A 20,518-nucleotide genomic window follows, 5' to 3' on the forward strand; every position below is an offset into this window, starting at 1 on the left:
CATGTCCTGCGTGTTCTGTGCGATCGTCGCCGGAGCGGCTCCGGCGATCCGGATCTGCGAAGACGACGACTACCTGACGATCCTCGACATCCGCCCATTGACCCGCGGCCACACCCTGGTGATCCCCAAACAGCACAGCGTCGATCTGACCGACACCCCGCCGCAGACGCTGGCCGAGATGATTGCCATCGGCCAGCGGATCGCACGCGCCGCCCGGGCCACGGAATTGGCCGACGCGACAAACATCGGGATCAATGACGGCAGCGCGGCCTTCCAGACGGTGTTCCACATCCACCTGCACGTGCTGCCCCGCCGCAATGGTGACAAGCTTTCGGTGGCCAAGGGGATGTTGCTGCGCCGGGACCCCGACCGCGAAGCCACCGCGCAACTACTACGCGACGCGCTGGCACGCATCGACGCCAGTCAGTAGAAATGGATTCATGAGCAACCTCACCCTCGTAGAGCGGCTGTTTCTGGCCCCTCTGCTGCGCGTTCACGACACGCTCTACCGGAAGACTGACGGCCGGATCGGGCACCACGTGCCCGGAATGCCGAACAGCCTGCTGTTGCACACGATCGGCGCCAAGACCGGCCAACCGCGCAGCAGCACATTGACTTATGCCAAGGACGGCGACTCGTACCTGGTCGTGGCTTCCTACGGCGGTAGCGACGCTGCTCCCGGCTGGTATCACAACCTGCGCAAGCGTCCGGAGTGCGAAATCAACCTCGGCTCCAAACGATTCCCGGTCACCGCGCGCCCGATCACTGCCGAGGACGCCGACTACGCGCGGCTGTGGGAGCTCGTCAACAAGAACAATGCCAACCGGTACGACGGCTACCAGACCCGGACGTCGCGGCTCATCCCGATCGTCGCGCTGACGCCTGCCAAATAGCACCAACCCGCATAAAAACACCAGCTGGCACCAGTAGGACGTTTATTCTGCCCGAGCAGACGTTTATCCTGCCCTAGCAGTGGTGAAGCCTCCATCTGTTCACCGCGGGGGGACAGATCGGCTGGAGCAGCTATGAAACGCTGGACGGGGATTCCGTGGCAGCGATTCGGGCCGTCCGCGCGCGTCGGTTGGTTCGTGATCGCGGGATACGCCGTTGCCGGATGCTTGGTCGCGGTCTCGTCGCAGCGCAAATGGCAGAGCGCCAACGTGACGCGGCCCCTGGACGTGATCGTGACGGTCGCCTGCCTGCTGGTCACGGCGACATTTGCCGGCCGCGCGGCTCACTTCGCGACCGGGCGCCGCAGAGTCGGCTGGTTGGCGATGGACACCGCCCTGCTGGGCTGGGCGATCGCCGAGATCGTGTGGGCGGTCTATGACGTCCGCCCGGAGCTGGATCACGCGATCCACCCGGCGACCGCCGACTTCATCTTCCTGGTCTACCCCATCGGCGCTATGGCGTCCTTGGTGCTGCTATCCCAGGTGACTTGGCACAGTCCCCGGCGACTGGTGCTCGACGGTCTGATCGTGTCGACGTCCCTCTTCGTCGTCTCGTGGGTCTTCGTCGTGGGCAAACAAGTGCGCGAAGACAGCGGTTCCCAGCTCGCGACGCTCGCTCAGGTTTTCGCCGATGTGCTGCTGCTGACTACCGGGATCCTGATGTTGTCGCGGAGTCGTCCCGGTGACCCACCGAGCCGCAGCCTGGTGGCCGGCGCAACCGCGCTGATCAACGTCGCCGACATCGCCACGGTGTTCCGCACCGGGGTGGGTACCTATCACGTCAACGATCTGGCCGACCTGGCCCGGGTGGCTGGAATGGGACTGATCGCGCTGGCGGCTCTGTCCAGCGTCAAGGAATCCCCCAGGACCTCGCCGCGAACCGAAGTGCTGTCGCGCTCCCTGCTGTGGTTGCCGTACCTACCGGTGGTGCTGGCCGCGGCGGTGGGAATGGGTCGTGCTGTCAGCCTGATGGCGCACGGACCAATGGTCGCCGCACTGGGGCTGCTCGTCGCGGGGGTGCTCGCCCGACAGTTCGTGGTACTGCTGGAAAACCAGAAGCTGTTGTCCGAAGTCGCGCGGGAAGCGTTCCGGGACAGCCTGACCGGCCTGGCGAATCGGGTCCAATTCCTGCACCGGCTGGAAACCGCTATCGCCGCCCGGCAAAGCGACAGCGCGCCGATTGCGGTGTTGTGCCTGGATCTCGACAACTTCAAAGCGGTCAACGACGGCCTGGGGCACCCGGCCGGCGACGAGCTACTTATCCGGGTCGCTGGACGGCTCACCGCCGCCCTGCACGAGGACGGTCTGATCGCGCGGCTTGCCGGTGACGAATTCGCGGTGCTGCTTGAAGGTTCCGTCGAAGAGTCCCAAGCGGTCGCGCACGACGTTCTCGAGGCGTTCAGCGCTCCGATCGTGATCGACGGCGTGCCCGTCGCGGTCCGGCCGAGCATCGGCTTCACGGTGGCCACCGCCGCGTCGACGTGCACCGTCGACCAGCTCCTGCGACATGCCGACCTGGCCATGTATACCGCCAAACGCGAAGGCGGCCAATGCGTCCGAAGCTTTGTGCCAGACATTCCGTTCTCCTATACCTTCCCGCGGTCGACCGACTCGCCGGCATCGAACTTGCCGGCCAAACTGGCCGGGTTGGCCCCCTTGTCTGCGGCCGCTTCGGGCTACCGCGCCGTCGCGGGCGCATCCGGGCCGGCACGGCTCGCGCGGACGGAGCCAAAGCCCGCCACGTCGCCGGAGGAAGCGGCCGACGGCGTCTGGTGGCCACCGACGCCGATCCGGATAGCCATGGCACTGTTGGTAATTGGCGTATTCGTTTTCACCGCGACGAGCGTTGCCGGCGGCAATGCCGGCGACAGCGTATCCTTCGCGAAGTATTTGTATGCGGGGTTGAACCTGTTGGCGGCCGGGCTGATTGCCGCTCGCGCTTACCACTTCACCACCGACCGCCTGGCCTGGCTGCTGATCGCGGCCGGGATGGCATGCTCGGCGATCGGTGACGTCGTCTACGCGTTGCGGGTTCCCGACGGGCAGTCCCCCTCGTCGGCCGATCCGGAGTACCTCGCGTTCTACCCATTCGTCTATGTCGGGTTGCTGCTGCTCCTGCGGTCACGCCTGGCTTCCGTCCCGATTCCGATTCGGCTCGATCCACTGGTATGCGGTTTGGCCATGGCAGCGCTGGGGATTTCGTTGCGAGCCGGGCCCTTCCATGCGGCCGCGACCCGAGCACCGAACACCGTTCTGGTAGGCATGCTCTATCCGTGGGGCGACCTGGTCCTGTTGACTCTGGCCGCCGGGATATTGCCAATAGTCGGCTGGCTCAAAGAATTCCGCTGGGCAATGCTCGTTGCGGGCCTGTTCGGGTTTGCGATCGCGGACACCGTCTATCTGTTCGAGACCTCGGCGGGTTCGTATCGGGTGGGCAGCACGCTGGATGCGGCCTGGCCCGCGGCGTCGCTTCTCATCGCGATGGCAAGCTGGGCGCCCGCATCGTCGGTGACGCCGCGGCTGCGACGCGGATTCGGCTCATACACCGTGTCGGTGGCGTGGGCGCTGGTGGCACTCGTCGTCGCTGTTTGGGATCAAAACTCGCGATTGGCAGCGAGTCTGGCGGCGTTGAGCCTGATCATGGTGGCCCTGCGCTTCTCACTGACCTTCCGCGATGTCAGCATGGTGGCCGAAAACTACAAGCACGCCATGACCGACGAGTTGACCGCGCTACCCAACCGTCGTTCGCTGGCAGCGGCTTTGACCTCATTGCCCGGCCCCGCACCGACGGAGCTCGAGTCGGCTCTGAAAACGTCGTCACGCAAGGCGTTGCTGTTGGTGAAACTCTATGAGATTGGCGAGATTAGCGATTCGCTCGGCCGCCAATTCGGTGATGACCTGTTGCGCCACATCGCGGATCGACTTGCGACCAGCGTGCGCCGCGCGGATCTACTTGCGCGGGTGAGCGATGACGAATTCGCGATCCTGCTGACCGAGGGATCCGACCTGATCGGCGCCCGCGCCCAAGCGGGTCGTTTGCTCGAAGCCCTAGGCGAACCGTTCGAGTTAGATCCGATAACCGTGCGCGTCGACGCGCGAGTCGCTATTGCGTTGTGCCCCGACCATTGTGAACATCCACAGGAGCTGTTGAGTCGCGCCGAGGCGGCGATGCCGCACGCCAAAACCGCCATGGGCAAGATCGCGGTCTACGACTCGGCATTCGAGGTGCATCGCGAAAGCGACCCGAACCTGATCGACGAATTGCGCACCGCGCTGTTCGAAGGTGATGAACCGACGTTGTACTACCAACCCAAGATCAACACGAGCGACGGCAGCGTGCACAGTGTCGAGGCGCTGGTGCGCTGGAACCATCCCAGTCGTGGGGTCCTGCTGCCCGAGGTATTCCTGCCCGCCGCCGAACGCGCCGGGCTGATGCGCAAGATCGCCGACCGCACACTGAAACTCGCTCTCACCCAGATCCAGTATTGGCGCGAAACGGGCATCACCTCGGCCGTCTCGGTAAACCTGGCGACCACGAATCTGCTCGACCTCGAGCTGGTCGGCACGATTGAAAGGCTGCTGTGGGCCCGCGGTCTACCGGCCGACGCCCTGATCATCGAGATCACCGAAGGCGCCCTCGTCGACTCGGTGCGGTCCCGCAATACCGTGGCCGAACTGCAACACCTTGGCGTTCGCATTTCACTGGACGACTACGGCACCGGCTGGTCGTCGCTGGCCCGCTTACAGGATGTCTCGGCCAACGAGTTGAAACTTGACAGAATCTTCGTGTCGCGACTGTCCCAGGACGCCCGGTCGGTCGCCATCGTGCGGTCCACAGTGGCATTGGCCGACAGCCTCGGCGCGGACCTGGTGGCCGAGGGTGTCGAAGACGAGGACACGCTGAACGCGCTGCAGCGATACGGCTGCACCATTACCCAGGGATTCGTACACACCCCGCCATTGCCACCGGCCGAACTAGAGGATTGGATCGGCAGCCATGTACCCCAACCCAATTCGGGTGAATCCAAGCAGGAGAAAATCAGCGACGCCAGCGCTAGAACAATTCCTTAGCCAACAGCTCCAGCGTCGCCACCCGCCCCGGCGCAGTGGCCGGGTCGGTGCCGCGACGGGCCGACGCGACCGGGTTCACCATCACCTCGTCGACTCCGAACTGCTCGGCAAGCGCCCGCAGCTGGTCGACGGCCTGGACCGCAGTACCCAGCACCGCGCGCTGTAACCCGCTTTCCACGATGTGCTGTTGGGGAGCCGTCAATTCCGCGACTTGGGCCTCCTCCACCAGAGGCACCGGCCCCAGCGGTTGCCCGGTGCGCAGCCGCGCCATCATCTGCAGGTTCGGCAGCATCAAAGCCGTTGCCTCATCGTGTGTTTCGGCCACCGAGGCATTCACCGTCAAGAATGTCACAGGCTCGGCGGTCAACTTGCTGGGCACAAATCGTGAGCGATAGACCTCGAGTGCTTCTTCGGTTCCCTTGCCGGAGAAGTGATGTGCGAACACGTAGGGCAAGCCCTTGGCGGCGGCCAAGTGAGCCGAGTACATCGACGAGCCCAACAGCCAGAGCCGCGGTTCGCTGGCCGCGGCCGGGGTGGCCTTGAGCCGGTAGTCACCCGAGCGCAGCGGAACCATCACGCCGCGCGCACTCATCAGCGCAGCCACGTCGTCTAGGTACTCGGGGAAGTTCTCGATGTCGCGATCGTCGCGGGCCCCACGCAACGCGTACGACGTCACCGGGTCGGAGCCGGGCGCCCGGCCGATGCCCAGGTCGATCCGGCCGGGGGCCGCCGCTTCCAACAGCGCGAACTGCTCGGCGACCGCCAGAGGCGCATGGTTGGGCAGCATTACGCCGCCGGATCCGAGTCGCAGCCGCGACGTCTGGGCGGCGAGGTACGCCAGCAGCACCGGTGGGCTGGTCGCGCCCACCGATTCCATGTTGTGGTGTTCGGCGACCCAGTAGCGCGTATAGCCGAGCCGATCGGCGGTCTGCGCCAGCGCCACGGTGGCCGCCAGCGCGGCGCCGGTCGACTGGTCGGTGCGTACCGGGACTAGATCAAGGACGGAAAGACGCACGATGGCCTCAACGCATTCGGTGCCGTGTTCGTTCCCAATCAGTAGGTGCTCAACGTGATCGAACCCACGATCGCGTCGAACTGCTCCTGCGATATCGGCGCACCGCCGGGAATGTTGTCAGTCGCCAGGAATTGGGTGCGCTCGGTGTAGCCGTGAAAACGCCTGAAGTAGTTGGTAAAGGCGAGCCCGTGGTCTACCCAGTCGCCCTGGGAGGCTCGCTTGAGCTCGCCGGCCAGGATGTAGGCGCCCAGCAGCGCGACACTGGTGCCCTGGCCCGAGAGCGGCGAGCAGCAGTACCCGGCATCGCCCACCAGCGCCACCCTGCCGATCGACCAGTGATCCATCACGATCTGGGCCATCTCGTCGAAGTAGAAATCCGGTGCGCTGCGCATGAGCTGCAGCAGTTGCGGTCGCACCCAGCCGTCGCCGATCATGCGCTGCTCCACCTCGGCGAATTGCGCTTCGACATCGCGGTAGTCAAGGCGCAGTTCGGTATCCATGAAGCCCAACATGGCGCGCGCCTCGGTGTTGTTGCGGGCGCTGTAGATCCCGGCCATCGTGGCGTCCCCGTAGTGCCACATCTGCCAGAAGTCCAGATCCAGGAAGTTGGGCACGGTGAAGATGGCGGCGTGGGTGCCCAGCCCCTTGATGAATCGATCCTCGGGACCGAAAACCAGACGGCGCACATTGGAGTGCAAGCCGTCGGCGCCGATCACCAAGTCGAAACTGCGGGCGGGCGAACGTTCGAACGTCACATCCACGCCCGCGCCGCGGTTCTCCAGCGCGGCGATGCTGTCGTCGAACAGGTATTCAGTCGCCGGCTGGGTTGCCTGGTAAAGCAACTCGACCAAATCGTCACGCAGCAGCTCGATGTCGGGGTTGTCGATGCGACCACCCGTGGGCGTCGATTCGGTATCCCGGGACAGCTCGTTGCCGTCGCGGTCGACGACGGACGAACCGCGAATGCCGGTCTTGAGGTCGGCGGCGGCGGTGAGCAGGCCCATCCGGTCCAGCACCGTCAGCGCCGGGCCCCGCACATCGATCGCCTGCCCGCCCGGGCGCAGCCCCGGGTGCCTCTCCACAACGGTGACCGAAAAGCCATGCTGGGAAAGCCAATACGCCAATGTTGTACCGGCGACGCTGGCCCCGGAAATCAGTACTTTAGACATGGAAGGTCACTTAATCCCTGCCAGCTTCTTGGCTTCCATGAAGATGTCGTCGAGCATTGCCGGAGTCAGCCTACCGGTGAACATGTTCTGTTGGCTGGGGTGGTAGCAACCCAGCAAACGCATGCCCGAGGACAGCTCGGCAACCACGCCATGGCCGAACCGCGGCTTGGGCGTGCCCCGCGTCGCGGTGGCGCCCGGCAGCCGCAACGCGATCTGCCAGCCGAACCCGCCCAGCGCCACGACGGTGCGGACGTGATCGGACACCAACCGCCATTCGGCTTCCAGCCACGGCCAACAGGTGTCGCGCTCGGCCGGGGTCGGGGCGTTGGCCGGCGGCGCGCACCGGACCGGTGCGGAAATCCGAATCTGCTTGGTCTGCAAGCCATCTGCTGCATCCACACTGATCGGCTGGTTTATCAGTCCGGCCCGGTACAGGGCCGCGTACAGCTGGTCGCCGGACCGGTCGCCGGTGAACATCCGGCCGGTGCGGTTGGCGCCGTGCGCCGCGGGCGCTAGCCCGACGATGAAGATTCGCGGCCGCTGCGATCCCCAGCCCGGCACCGGCCGGCCCCAATACGGCTGATCGGCAAATGCGCGTCGTTTGGCCACAGCAACGTCCTCACGCCAGGTGACCAACCGCGGGCAAGCGCGACAGACGCTGACCGAGGCGTCGAGTTCCGCAATCGAGTCGGCCCCGCCGGCCAGCGCCCGAACCTGCTCGGCGTCAGCGGCCTGCGGCGTCTGCGGCACAGTCGGATCGCCGGGCCACCCGGTGCCGGGCGCAACCGGCGAATCGAATGGCAATCCGGTATTCGGATGAACAAGCACAGGAACATCCTGCAGTCAGCCAATGCCGCCCACGAAATTCGGTGGCTCGCGTGATCGCTTTAGGGTTAGATTCTCACGCGATGTCCATGACAAATTCCAGCCGCGGCCCGGCGATTCTGATTCTGTTCGCGACGCTGATGGCCACCGCGGGTACCGGCATTTCGCTGGTTGCCTTCCCATGGTTGGCGTTACAGCAGCACAACAGCGCCGGCGACGCGTCGGTCGTGGCCGCTGCGATGACACTGCCGATGGTGCTGTCCACGCTGGTCGCCGGTACCGCGGTCGACCTTTTCGGGCGCCGCCGTATTTCGCTGATCTCCGATTCGCTGTCCGGCGCGGCCGTGGCGACCGTCCCGGTGATCGCCTGGCTGTTCGGCGCGGACGCGATCAACGTCGTCGAGCTGGCCGTGCTGGCATTCTTCTCGGCGGCCTTCGACCCGGCCGGGACGACGGCGCGCCAGTCGATGCTGCCCGAAGCCGCCGCCCGCGCCGCCTGGTCGCTGGACCGCGCCAACAGCGTCTACGAGGCGATTCTCAACCTGACCTACATCCTGGGTCCGGGTATCGGCGGTGTGATGATCGCCACCGTCGGTGGCGTCAACACGATGTGGATCACGGCATGCTGTTTCGGGTTGTCGTTCATCGCAATTGGGGCGCTACGCCTGGAGGGCGCCGGCAAGCCGCACCACACGGTCCGGCCAGAAGGGTTGATGTCCGGGGTCGCCGAAGGCCTGCGGTTTGTGTGGAACCTGCGGGTGCTTCGAACGCTCGGGTTGATCGACTTGCTCGTCACCGCGCTGTACCTGCCGATGGAAAGCGTGTTGTTTCCCAAATACTTCAGCGACCGTCATCAACCCGCGGAGTTGGGCTGGGCGTTGATGGCCCTGGGGGTCGGCGGCGTGGTGGGCGCGCTCGGCTATGCCCTGCTCTCGAAATACACCCGGCGGCGCACGGCCGTGCTGACCGCGACGCTCACCCTTGGTGCCGCGTCGGTCGGCATCGCGTTCCTGCCGCCGTTGCCGGTGATCCTGGTGCTGTGTGCGGTGACCGGTTTGGTCTACGGGCCGATTCAACCGATCTACAGCTACGTGACGCAGACCCGGGCCCCACACCACCTGCGCGGCCGGGTGGTCGGGGTGATGATGGGGCTGACCTTCGCCGCGGGTCCGTTGGGCTTGCTGGTGGCCGGCCCGCTGGCCGACACCGCCGGGCTGCGGGTGACGTTCCTGACGTTGGCGGTGCCCATCATCGTGATCGGCCTGATCGCGATCGCGCTGCCGTCGCTGCGTGAACTCGACCGCGCACCCGAATTTGCTGGCGATAACGAGCCGTAAAATCAGCCCGTGAGCACCACAGTCAATGACGACACCCTAGCCGGCCTGATCGCCGACCTGCCCGATGGGATGGTGGTCACCGACCCCTCCATCACCGACGGCTACCGCCACGATCGCGCTTTCGACCCGTCAGCCGGCACGCCGCTGGCCGTGGTCCGGCCGCGCTGCACCGAAGACGTGCAGAAGGTGCTGCGCTGGGCCACCGCCCATCAAGTGCCCGTCGTACCGCGGGGAGCCGGCAGCGGTTTGTCCGGTGGGGCGACCGCGCTGGCGAACGGGATCGTGTTGTCGACGGAAAAGATGCGCGACATCACCGTCGACCCGGTCACCCGCACCGCGGTATGCCAGCCCGGCCTGCTCAACGCCGAGGTGAAGAAGGCCGTCGCCGGATACGGCCTCTGGTACCCGCCGGACCCGTCGTCATACGAGATCTGCAGCATCGGCGGCAATATCGCCACCAACGCCGGGGGCTTGTGCTGTGTGAAGTACGGCGTCACCACTGATTACGTGCTGGGCATGCAGGTGGTGCTGGCCGACGGCACCGCGGTACGGCTGGGCGGCCCGCGGCTCAAGGACGTCGCGGGCCTGAGCCTGACCAAGCTCTTCGTCGGCAGTGAAGGCACGCTGGGTGTCGTCACGGAAGTGACGCTGCGGCTGCTGCCCGCCCAAAACACCTCCAGCGTAGTGGTGGCCACGTTCGCCTCGCTGGAATCGGCGGTCGACGCGGTGCTCGGAGTCTCGGCGCGGCTGCGGCCCGCGATGCTGGAGTTCATGGATTCGGCGGCGATCAATGCCGTCGAGGACACCTTGCGCATGGACCTGGATCGCGGGGCCGCCGCGATGCTGGTGGCCGCCTCCGACGAGCGCGGCCGGGCCAGCGGTGAGGACGCCGAACTGATGGCGGCGATATTTGCCGAAAACAATGCAACGGACGTTTTCACCACCGATGATCCGGATGAAGGCGAGGCGTTCGTCGCGGCGCGCCGATTCTGCATCCCGGCGGTCGAGGCCAAGGGATCGCTGCTGCTCGAAGACGTCGGGGTGCCGCTTCCGGCGCTGGGCGAGCTGGTCACCGGGATTGCCCGTATCGCCGAGGAACAGGACCTGATGATCTCGGTGATCGCGCACGCCGGCGACGGCAACACTCATCCGCTGATCGTGTACGACGCTGCCGACGCCGCGATGACACAGCGGGCTCAGCTCGCGTTCGGCGAAATCATGGATCTAGCCACCGGGTTGGGCGGCACAATCACCGGCGAGCATGGCGTCGGGCGACTGAAGCGGCCATGGCTGGACGGCTACCTGGGGCCCGAGGTGGTGGCGCTGAATCAGCGCATCAAGCAGGCGCTCGACCCGCTGGGCATCCTGAACCCCGGCGCGGCGATCTAGTTCGGCGTTGGGGCCTTTGCTGGGTTTTGCCGCTAGTCGTCCAAGCTCATTTCGTCGGCGATCCACCGCACCGCAGTGACCTCGGGGGCCTTGATGACGTCGGCGAGAGCGGCTTCGATACGGTGGTCGTCGCGTTCGTCGGCAATCACGGTCGCGGCGATGCGGACACCTTGATCATCGGGCAGGTCGATCGCTGTGATCGATTGCACGGTGAGGCTGGGGCGCGAAATGGCGTCAAACACCAAGCCGCGGATGTGCGCTTCGGCGCGCGTGCCGCAGCGGACCTCGAATCGGTATTCAGCAGAGGCTTTTTCAGTTCCCGGCCCATGATGGTGGTCCAGACGGCGCCCGATCGGTCGCAGGACGATATTGGCGGCGATCACCGCACCTGCGCCGATCACTGCAGGGATTAGCAGCCCGCCGCCGGCCAGCGCGCCCACCGCGGCGGCGGCCCACAAGGTGGCGGCGGTGTTCAGTCCTGAGATGGTGGCACCTTGTTTCATGATGACGCCAGCGCCGAGAAAACCGATACCGGAGGCGACTTGGGCGGCGACGCGGGTGGGGTCGGCGTTGACACCGGTAAACGCGTAGCCACCCATGATGACGAACAGCGTGGCGCCAAGACTGACCAGGGCTGCGGTGCGCAAACCGGCGTTGCGCGATCGCCACTGCCGTTCCAACCCGATAGCTGCGCCCAGGCCAAGTCCTGCGGCGATCCGCACGACGGTGTCCACTGTGTCGATCATGTTGTACTCCTGGTGTTTTCCCGACAGCGTGCTAATCACGTGACGGAAAGGGCGCGTCGGGTGGTGTCTGCGCAGGTTTGGATTTCACGCACCGCGCCAGGCCGTGTCGGTTGTCGATCGACACTGCACACACCCGGAGGGACCCGGCTGCGACACCCACTCAGCGGTGCATGAGGTGTCCGGATAGACCTATTCGCGAATTGGGATACGGACCACTGCCACTTGCCATTTGGGTCCTCACCTCCCTCCAGCCACGGGGCAGTTCACCACGCCCACACGGTCGTACCTAACTAGCACAGGTGAGAGAGCGCACATCTAAGAGATGGTCTCCGCACCCCTCTCGTCAAAGCTTTGGCACTGCACGGCGTATCAGTCTCGCTGAAGCCACTTGGGCTCAACCCTTAAGCCGGGAAGAGCTGTCCTGACCCGGGGCGTCTTTCGACGTTCGGGGTCAGTGGCCTGTATCCGTGCGGACGCCTCACCTATCGAGGTGCTGCGCGGACAAGCCTGGCACACATCAGCTCATCGGGTCAACCCGGGGGCGGCGGCTGCTCCGCAGCGGCATGCCGCGACATCGGAAACCGTTCAGTTCACCCATATTCCCGAACCGGGGTGCAGTCCAGCCCGGCATCGGGGATGCCCTAACCGAGCGCGCACCGGGGCATGTCAACCTCGACTGCATCATAGGTCGAGTCGGTTCCGACCGTCTCGCCGGTCGCGACAACTGGTGCACCAGAAGGGGTTCGATTCAGAATCCGGGTGATTGCGAATCCACCGGCCCCGAGGTCGCGGCGATCGGCGATTCCACGACTCCGACGAGCGCCAGCGCACTCAGTCCGGCGTAGTAGAGGTGGCCGGGCAGCCCTAGCGACACACCGAGAAGGGTGAGGGTGGGCGGCCCGGTCTCGCGGCCGGTGCAATCGCGTCAGCGTCGGTGTCGGACTCACTGTAGAGAAAGCTTGACCGGTGCGAGCCCAGCATTGAGAATTGCGGTAGCACCTCGCTAGGTGAGGCGTCTGCACGGATACAGGCCACTGACCCCGAACGTCGAAAGACGCCCCGGGTCAGGACAGCTCTTCCCGGCTTAAGGGTTGAGCCCAAGTGGCTTCTGCGGCTGGATTTTTCGGTCGCGAATACGGCGTGCAGTGCCGAAGCTCTGACGAGAGGGGTGCGTGCTCAGCCGGTTCGGCTCGGCGCAACGCCCCGTGTGCTGTGAGTTGACGCCCGCGTGCGTCCCGGCTGCGAGGAGGTGGGGAATCACCATTGGATAAAAGTAATAAACCGCCGTCCGCGGATTCGGTACTATCCCCACTTCGCCGCGGGTCTATTTCGTCGTGCGGATCCTGAACGCCGTTCTCCATCAACCTGTTACGGTAGCGCTTCGTTGGGGTGCCAGACAGCGCAGACGGTTCTGGGCCACCTGGCGCACCCCTGCCTTGGCAACCCTGAATCGGCCAGTGCTGTCCCGCTGCGTAAGGCCGGACTGCTCACCTTGCGCGGCTACCTGATGATCGCCGCCGTCCTGGTGGTGGTCAGGATCGTCCGGGCAGCCGGCCACTGACCCGACAACCACGACCGCCGAAAGGATTCACAGATGCACAGCGCCGCGCGGCATACAGCTTCGTCGCTCGCAATCGAAAGTTACTGCCGCCGACGGGAATTCCGGAGATGACCGTGCCTATGCTGGGCCCGTTGACAACGTCAGGTTTCGAGCACAAGTGGTGGTTCTTATTTGTGTTCGTCGTCATCGGGTTGGTCGGCCTGTACGTCCTGGCCCTGATCAGCCGACGACGTCGACTGCTGCGATTTGCCAATATGGACATACTGGAGCGGGTAGCGCCGACGGGCTCGAGGCGGTGGCGGCACCTGCCGGCGATCCTGCTCGTGGTTGCCCTGCTCGCGTCCACGGTGGGGTTGGCCGGCCCGACCCATTCGGTGCAGATTCCGCGCAATCGCGCGGTCGTCATGTTATTGATCCAGGTATCGCCGGCGATGACCGCCACCGACATGGCACCGAGCAGGCTGGTCGCCGCCCAGCAAGCCGGTAGACAAATCACCGAACAGCTCCCTGCAGGAATCAATCTGGGGCTGATCGCCTTCTCTGGCACTCCAGCGGTGTTGGTGTCCCCGACAATTGATCACCAGGCCACCATGACTGCGATCGACAAGCTGCAAGTCTCTTATCGCACCGCTGTCGGCGACGCTATCTTCGCTGCACTGCAATCCATCGCCACTGTCGGCGCGGTGCTCGGCGGAGGTTCTGGTGCACCACCGGCACGGATCGTGCTGGAGTCGACTGGCCGGGAGAACCACCCACCGGACCCCGATAATCCCCGCGGCGAATTCACCGCCGCCCGCGCCGCCCGCGATCAAGGTGTGCCGATCTCCACCATCGCTTTTGGAACCCCCAACGGAACAATCCAGTTGGACGGTGCACACGTGTCGGTGCCAGTCGAAGACGATGCCCTCAAACGCGTCGCCCAATTGTCGGGCGGACACGCATTCCATGTCGATAACACTGCCGAACTCAAGACTGCCTACGCCAGCATCCAGCAGCAGATCGGCTACGAGACCGTCCGGGGAGATAACAGCACGAGTTGGTTTCGGCTGGGGGTGCTGCTCCTCGTTTGCGCCGCACTGGCCGGTCTCCTCATTAACCGGACGCTGCCGAATTGATATGCACAGCACGGATAATCACTGCTGCTTCAGTACCGAAGGGTGTCAGCGGCCCCGGCTGGCCGACGTGTTGTGGTTCCGAGGGCGAGCGCGTCGAAGCCGCCAACGCGGGCTCAAGCGCCGCCGCCGGTGTTGACATCTATTCATCATTGTCGTACGAATGAGACATGACAGTGGTTATGTCTTACAACACACCGGTCATGTTCGAGCTGGCCACCGCCGACACCTGGCCGAACCCGTGGCCGATGTACCGCGCGCTGCGCGACCACGACCCGGTGCACCGCGTGGTGCCGCCCAAACACCCCGAGCAGGACTACTACGTGTTGTCCCGGCACGCCGACGTGTGGTCGGCGGCCCGCGACCACGAGACGTTCTCCTCGGCACAGGGTCTGACGGTTAACTACGGCGATTTGGAAATGATTGGCCTGCAAGATAATCCGCCGCTCGTGATGCAGGATCCGCCGGTACACACCGAGTTTCGCAAGCTGGTGTCGCGAGGGTTTACCCCCCGGCAGGTCGAGGCGGTAGAGCCCAAGGTGCGCGAGTTCGTCGTGCAGCGCATCGAGAAGCTGCGCGCCGAGGGCGGCGGCGACATCGTCGCCGACCTGTTCAAGCCGCTGCCGTCGATGGTGGTCGCGCATTACCTCGGGGTGCCCGAAGAGGATTGGGCTCAATTCGACGGCTGGACGCAGGCCATCGTCGCGGCCAATACCGCCGAGGGCGGCGTCGCAAGCGCGCTGGAAACCGTCGGCGACGCGGTCGGATCGATGATGGCCTACTTCACCGGGCTGATCGAGTGCCGCCGCACCGATCCGCAGGACGACACCATTTCTCACCTGGTCGCGGCCGGCGTCGGCGCCGACGGCGATATCTCGGGCACGCTGTCGATTCTGGCGTTCACCTTCACGATGGTTACCGGCGGCAACGACACGGTGACCGGCATGCTCGGCGGTTCGATGCCGCTGCTACACCAACGGCCGGATCAGCGAGAGCTGTTGGGGGACAAGCCCGAACTGATCACCGATGCGATCGAGGAACTGTTGCGGCTCACCTCACCCGCACAGGGTTTGGCGCGCACGGTCACCCGCGACGTGACGATCGGCGACACCACCGTCCCGGCCGATCGCCGGGTGCTGCTGCTGTACGGGTCGGCCAACCGCGATGAACGCCAATACGGGCCGGACGCCGGCGAGCTCGACGTGACCCGCTGCCCGCGCAACATCCTGACCTTCAGCCACGGAGCTCACCACTGTCTGGGTGCGGCCGCGGCGCGGATGCAATCCCGGGTCGCACTGACCGAACTGCTGGCCCGCTGCCCGGATTTCGACGTCGATGAGAACTCGATCGAGTGGGCGGGCGGTAGCTATGTGCGGCGTCCGGTGTCGGTGCCGATCACGGTGAAGTCCTGATGCCCGGTAACGACTGGCTCGCGATGAGCCGCAGCGAAGCAGCCGCGGACCGGATCCTCGACGCAGCCGAGCAGCTCTACACCGCGCGCGACTCGGATTCGATTGGCATGAACGAGATCGCCAGGGCCGCAGGCTGTTCCCGCGCGACGCTGTACCGGTATTTCGACAACCGCGAGGCGCTGCGAACCGCGTATATCCACCGCGAGACGCACCGGCTGGGCCGCGAGATCATCGTGCGGACCGGCGACATCGCGGATCCCCGCGAAAGGCTGATCGAGAGCATCCTCGTCACGCTGGGGATGGTTCGCGAAAGTCCGGCGTTGGCAGCGTGGTTCGCCACCACCCGCGCACCGATCGGTGGTGAGTTGGCTGGACAGTCCGACGTGATCGCGGCCTTGGCGGTGGCGTTCCTGCACTCGCTGGGCCCTGAGGATCCCGCCGTCGTCGAACGCCGGGCCCGCTGGGCAGTCCGGGTGATCGTCTCGCTGCTGACGTATCCGGGCCGCGACATAACAGAGGAGCGGGCGATGATCGAGGAATTTGTCGTCCCGATCATCGCCCCGGCAAGCGCCCGCCGCTAGCTGGCAGCCATCCCCCTCTTCGTATCAGGCCACCCAATAGGCTTGCGCCTTAATGGATTTGCGTGGGATACCGAAGTCCTCTCGTAACGTCTTGGCAATCGAGCGGGTGGTGCGGTTGTCGCAGGCCACCCAGCCGAAGTGGTCGCCGGCATCGAAAGCCGCCGATCGCACCGCCTCCAGCAGGGCTTGACCGGCGTTCTTGCGGTCCACCCAGGTGATGTCGGCACCAATCACCACCGGCAGGTCTTTGTCGTCGTCGTGGCCGGCTTCCAAGAACACCTGCGCCGGGGCGTCGCCGATCGCGGCGAGCAGTGAGTTGATGGCCGGCAGCGAGGCGCTGTCGCCGACGATGACGTATCCGGCCGGCGCCGGTTCGGGAATGGCGAACCTGCTGCCCAGCACGGTCGCCTCGATGGTGTCGCCGGGCTGGGCCGCGCGCGCCCACTGCGATGCGATGCCGTCGTGCAGTGCGAATTCGATGCTCACCGTGTCGGTGCCCGGGTCGGGGTCGACCAGGGTAAAGCCACGCTGGTGCACCTTGTCGCCGTCGGCGAACCACATCCGGATCCACATCGTCGGATGGACCGAGTGCGCGGCGAGCATGCCACCGGCGTCGAAGCTCAGCTGCAGGTAGTGCGGGCCGATCTCGCGCCGGCCGGTGACCGTCAGCCGGTAGTCCCCGGCGCCCATCAGCCTAAGCACCGTGCCCGTCCAGCCGCGGGTTGCCTTGTGTTCGCTCATCGAGTGATGCCCTCCCATAACTCTGCATCGAGTTAGGTTAGGGTAACCTATCTAAAGCGGATTGTCACTCAGCCGGGTACTCGGGTGACGCGGTGCAAGAGCCAGGCCAGCGGGATCGTCACCACCAGCGTCGCGATGAACAGGTAGAGCATCGACCCGGTGTAGACGTGGGCTCGCACGATGTAGACCATCGCGAATTCCATGGTCACCAGGTGGATCAGGAAGATCTCGTAGGAGATCTCGCCGAGCCACACCATCGGCCGGCTGGCCAGCAGCTGCCAGTACCAACCGTGGCCCGCCAGCGCCAGCGGGGCCACCGCCAGGGTGGCGATCACCGTATAGAAGACCGTCTTGACCACCGCCTCCGCCATCGCCGAGGGTGACGTCGTGGGTGCGCCCCCGATCGGGGTGGCGACGATGAAATAGCAGATGACCGCCAGCGGTACCGCCGCGAATGCGTAGCAGCGCACCCCCATTGCTTGCAGCACCGCGAGCAACATGCCGCCCAGAAACCAGGCCAGGTAGGTCGGCAGCCATAACCGGGCGCCGTCGGGAAACCAGTGATCGACGCGCACCAGGACCACCCACACCGGGCTGATCAAAGCCAGCGCCAGCACAGTGCCCACCAACAGGTTCGGCCGCCAGCGCCGCCGGCAGACAACCACCAGAAGCAGGTACGCCAAGAACGGCAGAATGACATAGAACGACGCCTCCACGGCCAGGCTCCACATCTGGGTCAGGCCCTGATGCAGGTACTTGCCGAGATAGCCGTCGGTGTAGATCTGCGTCAACGTGAGGTTGCGGACCAGCCCGAGCCAGGAATGTCCGGGGTTGGGTCCGGCTTCGCGGTAGTGGTACAGCAGATAAGCGATCAGCACGGTGATGACGTAGGCGGGCATGATGCGCCGAACCCGGTGCCGCGCATACCGGCTCACCGAGGGAGGCGGCCCGCCGGTGGCAGCCGCCTGCACCCACGGGCGGAACAGCAGAAAGCCGGACAGCACGAAGAAGATCGGCACTCCGATTTCCAGCCGGGCCCCCACCAGGCCCCAATAGCCGTGCGTGTACTTGCCGGTGGTGTAGGCCGCATGTGTGCCGACAACCAGGATCGCGGCGACCGCGCGGATACCGGTCAGGGAAGCGACCCGGTCGACATGCGAGACCTGCTCGAGGCCGCCTTGGGCGTGCTGTTCCTCGGACAGGGTCATCCAGCGCCTTTTCTGCGCGGTTTGCCGCCACCGCGCCGGGGCTTTTCGGAGGACTTGCCGGACGACCGGTCCGGCTTGAGGTCGATCAGCACACCCGAAATACGGGTGCGTTCAAGCTTTTTGAGCGTCGATGGGGACAGCTTGGCAGGCAACTCCACCAACGAGAAGTCGGGCCCGATGGCGATGTGCCCGAAGTCGCTGCGATGCAGGCCGCCCTCGTTGGCGATGGCGCCGACGATCGCGCCCGGCCCGATCTTGTGACGCTTGCCCACGGCGATCCGGTACGTCTGAAACGACCGCATTTCCCTTGACCTTTCGGGACGGTCCCGGCGCTCGGTGTCGCGCTCGGGCCGCTCGCGGCGCCGGGGCGGCGGCTCGGGCGACATCAAGAACTCTTCGCCGTCGCGGGACTGCACTGCCAGCGCCGCGGCGATGTCGGCCATCGGGACGTCGTGGTCGCGTTCGTAGTCTCCGACCAGCTTGCGGAACAACTCGATCCCGGGGTTAGCGAGCGCGTCGGTGATGGAGTCGGCGAATTTCGCCACCCGTTGCGCGTTGACGTCCTCGACGGTGGGCAGTTGCGCCTCGGTCAAGGTCTGGCGGGTCGCCTTCTCAATTGCCTTGAGCAGATGGCGTTCTCGCGGCGAGACGAACAGCAGCGCGGCGCCCGAACGCCCGGCCCGGCCGGTCCGCCCGATGCGGTGCACGTAGGACTCGGTGTCGTGCGGGATGTCGTAGTTGAGCACGTGCGAAATGCGTTCCACGTCCAGTCCGCGGGCCGCGACGTCGGTGGCCACCAGGATGTCGATGCTGCCGTCCTTGAGCGCGGCGACGGTCCGCTCACGCTGCGCCTGCGCGATATCGCCGTTGATGGCTGCCGCGGAAAAACCGCGGGCACGCAGCTTTTCGGCTACCTCCTCGGTCGCCTGCTTGGTGCGCACGAAGATGATCATCGCCTCGAACGGCTCGACTTCCAGAACCCGGGTCAACGCGTCCATCTTGCGCGGACCGGCCACCTGGATGTAGCGCTGCGAAATATTCTCGGCGGTAGCGGTTTTCGCTTTGGTGGTGACTTCGAAGGGGTCGTGCAGGTACTTGGTGGTGAGCTTACGGATAGCGGGCGGCATGGTCGCCGAGAACAGTGCCACCTGTTTGTATTCCGGGGTGTCGCTCAAGATGCGCTCGACGTCCTCGGCGAAGCCCATGGTGAGCATCTCGTCCGCCTCGTCGAGCACCAGGTAGTCCACGTGCGACAGATCCAGCGTCCCGCGCTCGAGGTGGTCGATGACCCGGCCGGGCGTGCCGACCACTACTTGCGCGCCGCGCCGCAGCCCGGCCAACTGCACGGTGTAGGACGACCCGCCGTAGATCGGCAGCACATTGACCTTCAGATGCGCGCCGTAGCGGCTGAACGCCTCGGCGACCTGCAGGGCCAGCTCGCGGGTGGGTGCCAGCACCAGGGCCTGGGTCGCCTTGCTGCCGACATCGATCTTGGACAGGATCGGGATCGCGAACGCCGCCGTCTTGCCGGTGCCGGTCTGCGCCAGTCCCACCACGTCGGAGCCCGCCATCAGCGCCGGGATGGTCGCCGCTTGGATCGCCGTCGGCGTCTCGTAACCGACGTCGGCCGTCGCTCGCAGGACCGCAGGGTGAATCTGCAGGTCGACGAAGGTAGTAGGGGCAGGTTCAGGCGGGCCGTCGGGGACTGTCATCGTGCAAGAAGTTTAGTGGTGACCGCGAGCGCAGCGCAGCTGGGCGCGGCGGGTCGCCACCAGCCGGTGCACGCGATGCCGGTACGGTTGCGCGATGTGTGGTGCCTACCGTGCCGTGTCGAGCCACTGACCGTCGGCCTGCTGCTCGCCGTGACGTTGACCGGCTGCGGTTCTGGAGATTCGACGGTCGCGAAAACGCCGCAAGCCACGACATCGACCGCGTCGATCACCGCCCCCGCCACACCCAGGCCGAACGAAGCCGCGTCACCCGGCAGCACCGCGCCGGCCGACCCGTGCGCGGTCAACCTGGCCTCGCCCACGATCGCGAAGGTGGTCTCGGACCTGCCCCGCGATCCGCGCAGCCAACAAGCTTGGAACCCGGAACCGCTGGCCGGCAACTACAACCAGTGCGCCCAGCTTTCGGCGGTGATCATCAAGGCCAACACCAACGCGGTCAATGCGACCACGCGCGCGGTGCTGTTTCATCTCGGGCAGTTCATCCCGCAGGGCGTGCCGGACACCTACGGATTCAACGGCATCGACGCGGCGCAAACCACCGGCGACACGGTGGCGTTGACCTACCCCAGCGGTATCAACGGCTTGAACACCGACGTGCGATTCCATTGGAACGGCAACACCGTCGAGCTGATCGGTAACGCCACCGGACGCTGACCCGGCACACCCTCGCA

Annotated in this window: 18 protein-coding genes and 2 riboswitches; of the genes, 10 read left to right on the top strand and 8 right to left on the bottom strand. The window is 65.6% G+C overall.

Annotation, left to right across the window (positions count from 1 at the left end; genetic code table 11):
• Position 1 precedes the first annotated feature (1 nt).
• The 3 genes from DB708_RS03615 to DB708_RS03625 all read left to right on the top strand — a co-directional run bounded on the left by DB708_RS03615 (position 2) and on the right by DB708_RS03625 (position 5,021).
• The gene (locus tag DB708_RS03615) at positions 2 to 430 is read left to right on the top strand and encodes an HIT family protein (RefSeq protein WP_108920600.1); all 429 of its coding nucleotides are present in this window, start codon (positions 2 to 4) and stop codon (positions 428 to 430) included.
• A gap of 10 nt (positions 431 to 440) precedes the next feature.
• Positions 441 to 893, top strand: a complete 453-nt coding sequence (locus DB708_RS03620; RefSeq protein WP_108920601.1) for a nitroreductase family deazaflavin-dependent oxidoreductase — start codon at positions 441 to 443, stop codon at positions 891 to 893.
• Between the two features lie 132 nt (positions 894 to 1,025).
• On the top strand, positions 1,026 to 5,021 hold the full coding sequence (locus DB708_RS03625; RefSeq protein WP_108920602.1) for a bifunctional diguanylate cyclase/phosphodiesterase: 3,996 nt from the start codon (positions 1,026 to 1,028) through the stop codon (positions 5,019 to 5,021).
• Here DB708_RS03625 and DB708_RS03630 read toward each other — a convergent pair.
• Genes DB708_RS03630 through DB708_RS03640 form a run of 3 tightly spaced genes read right to left on the bottom strand, consistent with a single transcriptional unit; the run spans position 5,005 to position 8,048 of the window.
• Entirely contained in the window at positions 5,005 to 6,036 is a 1,032-nt protein-coding gene (locus DB708_RS03630) for an LLM class flavin-dependent oxidoreductase (RefSeq protein WP_108920603.1), read from the bottom strand. The two genes, DB708_RS03625 and DB708_RS03630, sit on opposite strands and share 17 nt — an antisense overlap.
• A 38-nt stretch (positions 6,037 to 6,074) precedes the next feature.
• Positions 6,075 to 7,205 (bottom strand): FAD-binding protein, encoded by a 1,131-nt coding sequence (locus DB708_RS03635; protein WP_108920604.1) that lies wholly within the window; start codon positions 7,203 to 7,205, stop codon positions 6,075 to 6,077.
• 6 nt (positions 7,206 to 7,211) lie between these two features.
• Positions 7,212 to 8,048, bottom strand: a complete 837-nt coding sequence (locus DB708_RS03640) for a uracil-DNA glycosylase (RefSeq protein WP_108920605.1) — start codon at positions 8,046 to 8,048, stop codon at positions 7,212 to 7,214.
• Between the two features lie 71 nt (positions 8,049 to 8,119).
• On the opposite strand from DB708_RS03640, the gene DB708_RS03645 reads away from it, so the two are divergent.
• Both DB708_RS03645 and DB708_RS03650 read left to right on the top strand, forming a co-directional pair.
• Positions 8,120 to 9,367 carry a multidrug efflux MFS transporter Tap gene (locus tag DB708_RS03645; RefSeq protein ID WP_108920621.1) on the top strand — a complete coding sequence of 416 codons (1,248 nt, stop codon included), beginning with the start codon at positions 8,120 to 8,122 and terminating at the stop codon, positions 9,365 to 9,367.
• Positions 9,368 to 9,436: 69 nt separating this feature from the next.
• A complete protein-coding gene (locus DB708_RS03650) occupies positions 9,437 to 10,756 on the top strand; it encodes an FAD-binding oxidoreductase (protein WP_108920622.1) in 1,320 nt (439 codons plus the stop codon).
• Positions 10,757 to 10,788: 32 nt separating this feature from the next.
• On the opposite strand, the gene DB708_RS03655 is transcribed toward DB708_RS03650, so the two are convergent.
• Both DB708_RS03655 and DB708_RS27935 read right to left on the bottom strand, forming a co-directional pair.
• Positions 10,789 to 11,502: an MgtC/SapB family protein gene (locus DB708_RS03655; protein WP_108920606.1), complete on the bottom strand. Its 714-nt coding sequence runs from the start codon at positions 11,500 to 11,502 to the stop codon at positions 10,789 to 10,791.
• A gap of 328 nt (positions 11,503 to 11,830) precedes the next feature.
• Positions 11,831 to 11,999, bottom strand: a riboswitch (M-box (ykoK) riboswitch).
• Positions 12,000 to 12,250: 251 nt separating this feature from the next.
• Entirely contained in the window at positions 12,251 to 12,376 is a 126-nt protein-coding gene (locus DB708_RS27935) for a hypothetical protein (RefSeq protein WP_261859577.1), read from the bottom strand.
• Positions 12,377 to 12,494: 118 nt separating this feature from the next.
• Positions 12,495 to 12,677: riboswitch (M-box (ykoK) riboswitch) on the top strand.
• Positions 12,678 to 12,886: 209 nt separating this feature from the next.
• On the opposite strand from DB708_RS27935, the gene DB708_RS27180 reads away from it, so the two are divergent.
• The 4 genes from DB708_RS27180 (at position 12,887) to DB708_RS03670 (ending at position 16,168) form a co-directional block, all read left to right on the top strand.
• Entirely contained in the window at positions 12,887 to 13,063 is a 177-nt protein-coding gene (locus DB708_RS27180; protein ID WP_165839721.1) for a hypothetical protein, read from the top strand.
• A gap of 107 nt (positions 13,064 to 13,170) precedes the next feature.
• Entirely contained in the window at positions 13,171 to 14,178 is a 1,008-nt protein-coding gene (locus tag DB708_RS03660; RefSeq protein WP_108920607.1) for a VWA domain-containing protein, read from the top strand.
• A gap of 167 nt (positions 14,179 to 14,345) precedes the next feature.
• Positions 14,346 to 15,587 (top strand): cytochrome P450, encoded by a 1,242-nt coding sequence (locus tag DB708_RS03665; RefSeq protein WP_165839722.1) that lies wholly within the window; start codon positions 14,346 to 14,348, stop codon positions 15,585 to 15,587.
• Positions 15,587 to 16,168: a TetR/AcrR family transcriptional regulator gene (locus tag DB708_RS03670; RefSeq protein WP_108920609.1), complete on the top strand. Its 582-nt coding sequence runs from the start codon at positions 15,587 to 15,589 to the stop codon at positions 16,166 to 16,168. Before DB708_RS03665 ends, DB708_RS03670 begins: the two co-directional genes overlap by 1 nt.
• Before the next feature lie 24 nt (positions 16,169 to 16,192).
• Here DB708_RS03670 and DB708_RS03675 read toward each other — a convergent pair whose 3' ends face one another.
• From DB708_RS03675 to DB708_RS03685, 3 genes are all read right to left on the bottom strand, one after another.
• Complete coding sequence (locus DB708_RS03675) at positions 16,193 to 16,909, bottom strand: siderophore-interacting protein (RefSeq protein WP_108920610.1); 717 nt, start codon at positions 16,907 to 16,909, stop codon at positions 16,193 to 16,195.
• A 68-nt stretch (positions 16,910 to 16,977) separates the two neighbouring features.
• A complete protein-coding gene (locus DB708_RS03680; RefSeq protein ID WP_108920611.1) occupies positions 16,978 to 18,117 on the bottom strand; it encodes an acyltransferase family protein in 1,140 nt (379 codons plus the stop codon).
• The gene (locus DB708_RS03685) at positions 18,114 to 19,829 is read right to left on the bottom strand and encodes a DEAD/DEAH box helicase (RefSeq protein WP_108920612.1); all 1,716 of its coding nucleotides are present in this window, start codon (positions 19,827 to 19,829) and stop codon (positions 18,114 to 18,116) included. Before DB708_RS03685 ends, DB708_RS03680 begins: the two co-directional genes overlap by 4 nt.
• An 87-nt stretch (positions 19,830 to 19,916) precedes the next feature.
• On the opposite strand from DB708_RS03685, the gene DB708_RS03690 reads away from it, so the two are divergent.
• Complete coding sequence (locus DB708_RS03690; RefSeq protein ID WP_235616618.1) at positions 19,917 to 20,501, top strand: LppP/LprE family lipoprotein; 585 nt, start codon at positions 19,917 to 19,919, stop codon at positions 20,499 to 20,501.
• Positions 20,502 to 20,518: the final 17 nt, after the last annotated feature.

Source organism: Mycobacterium montefiorense (assembly GCF_003112775.1).
GTDB lineage: Bacteria > Actinomycetota > Actinomycetes > Mycobacteriales > Mycobacteriaceae > Mycobacterium > Mycobacterium montefiorense.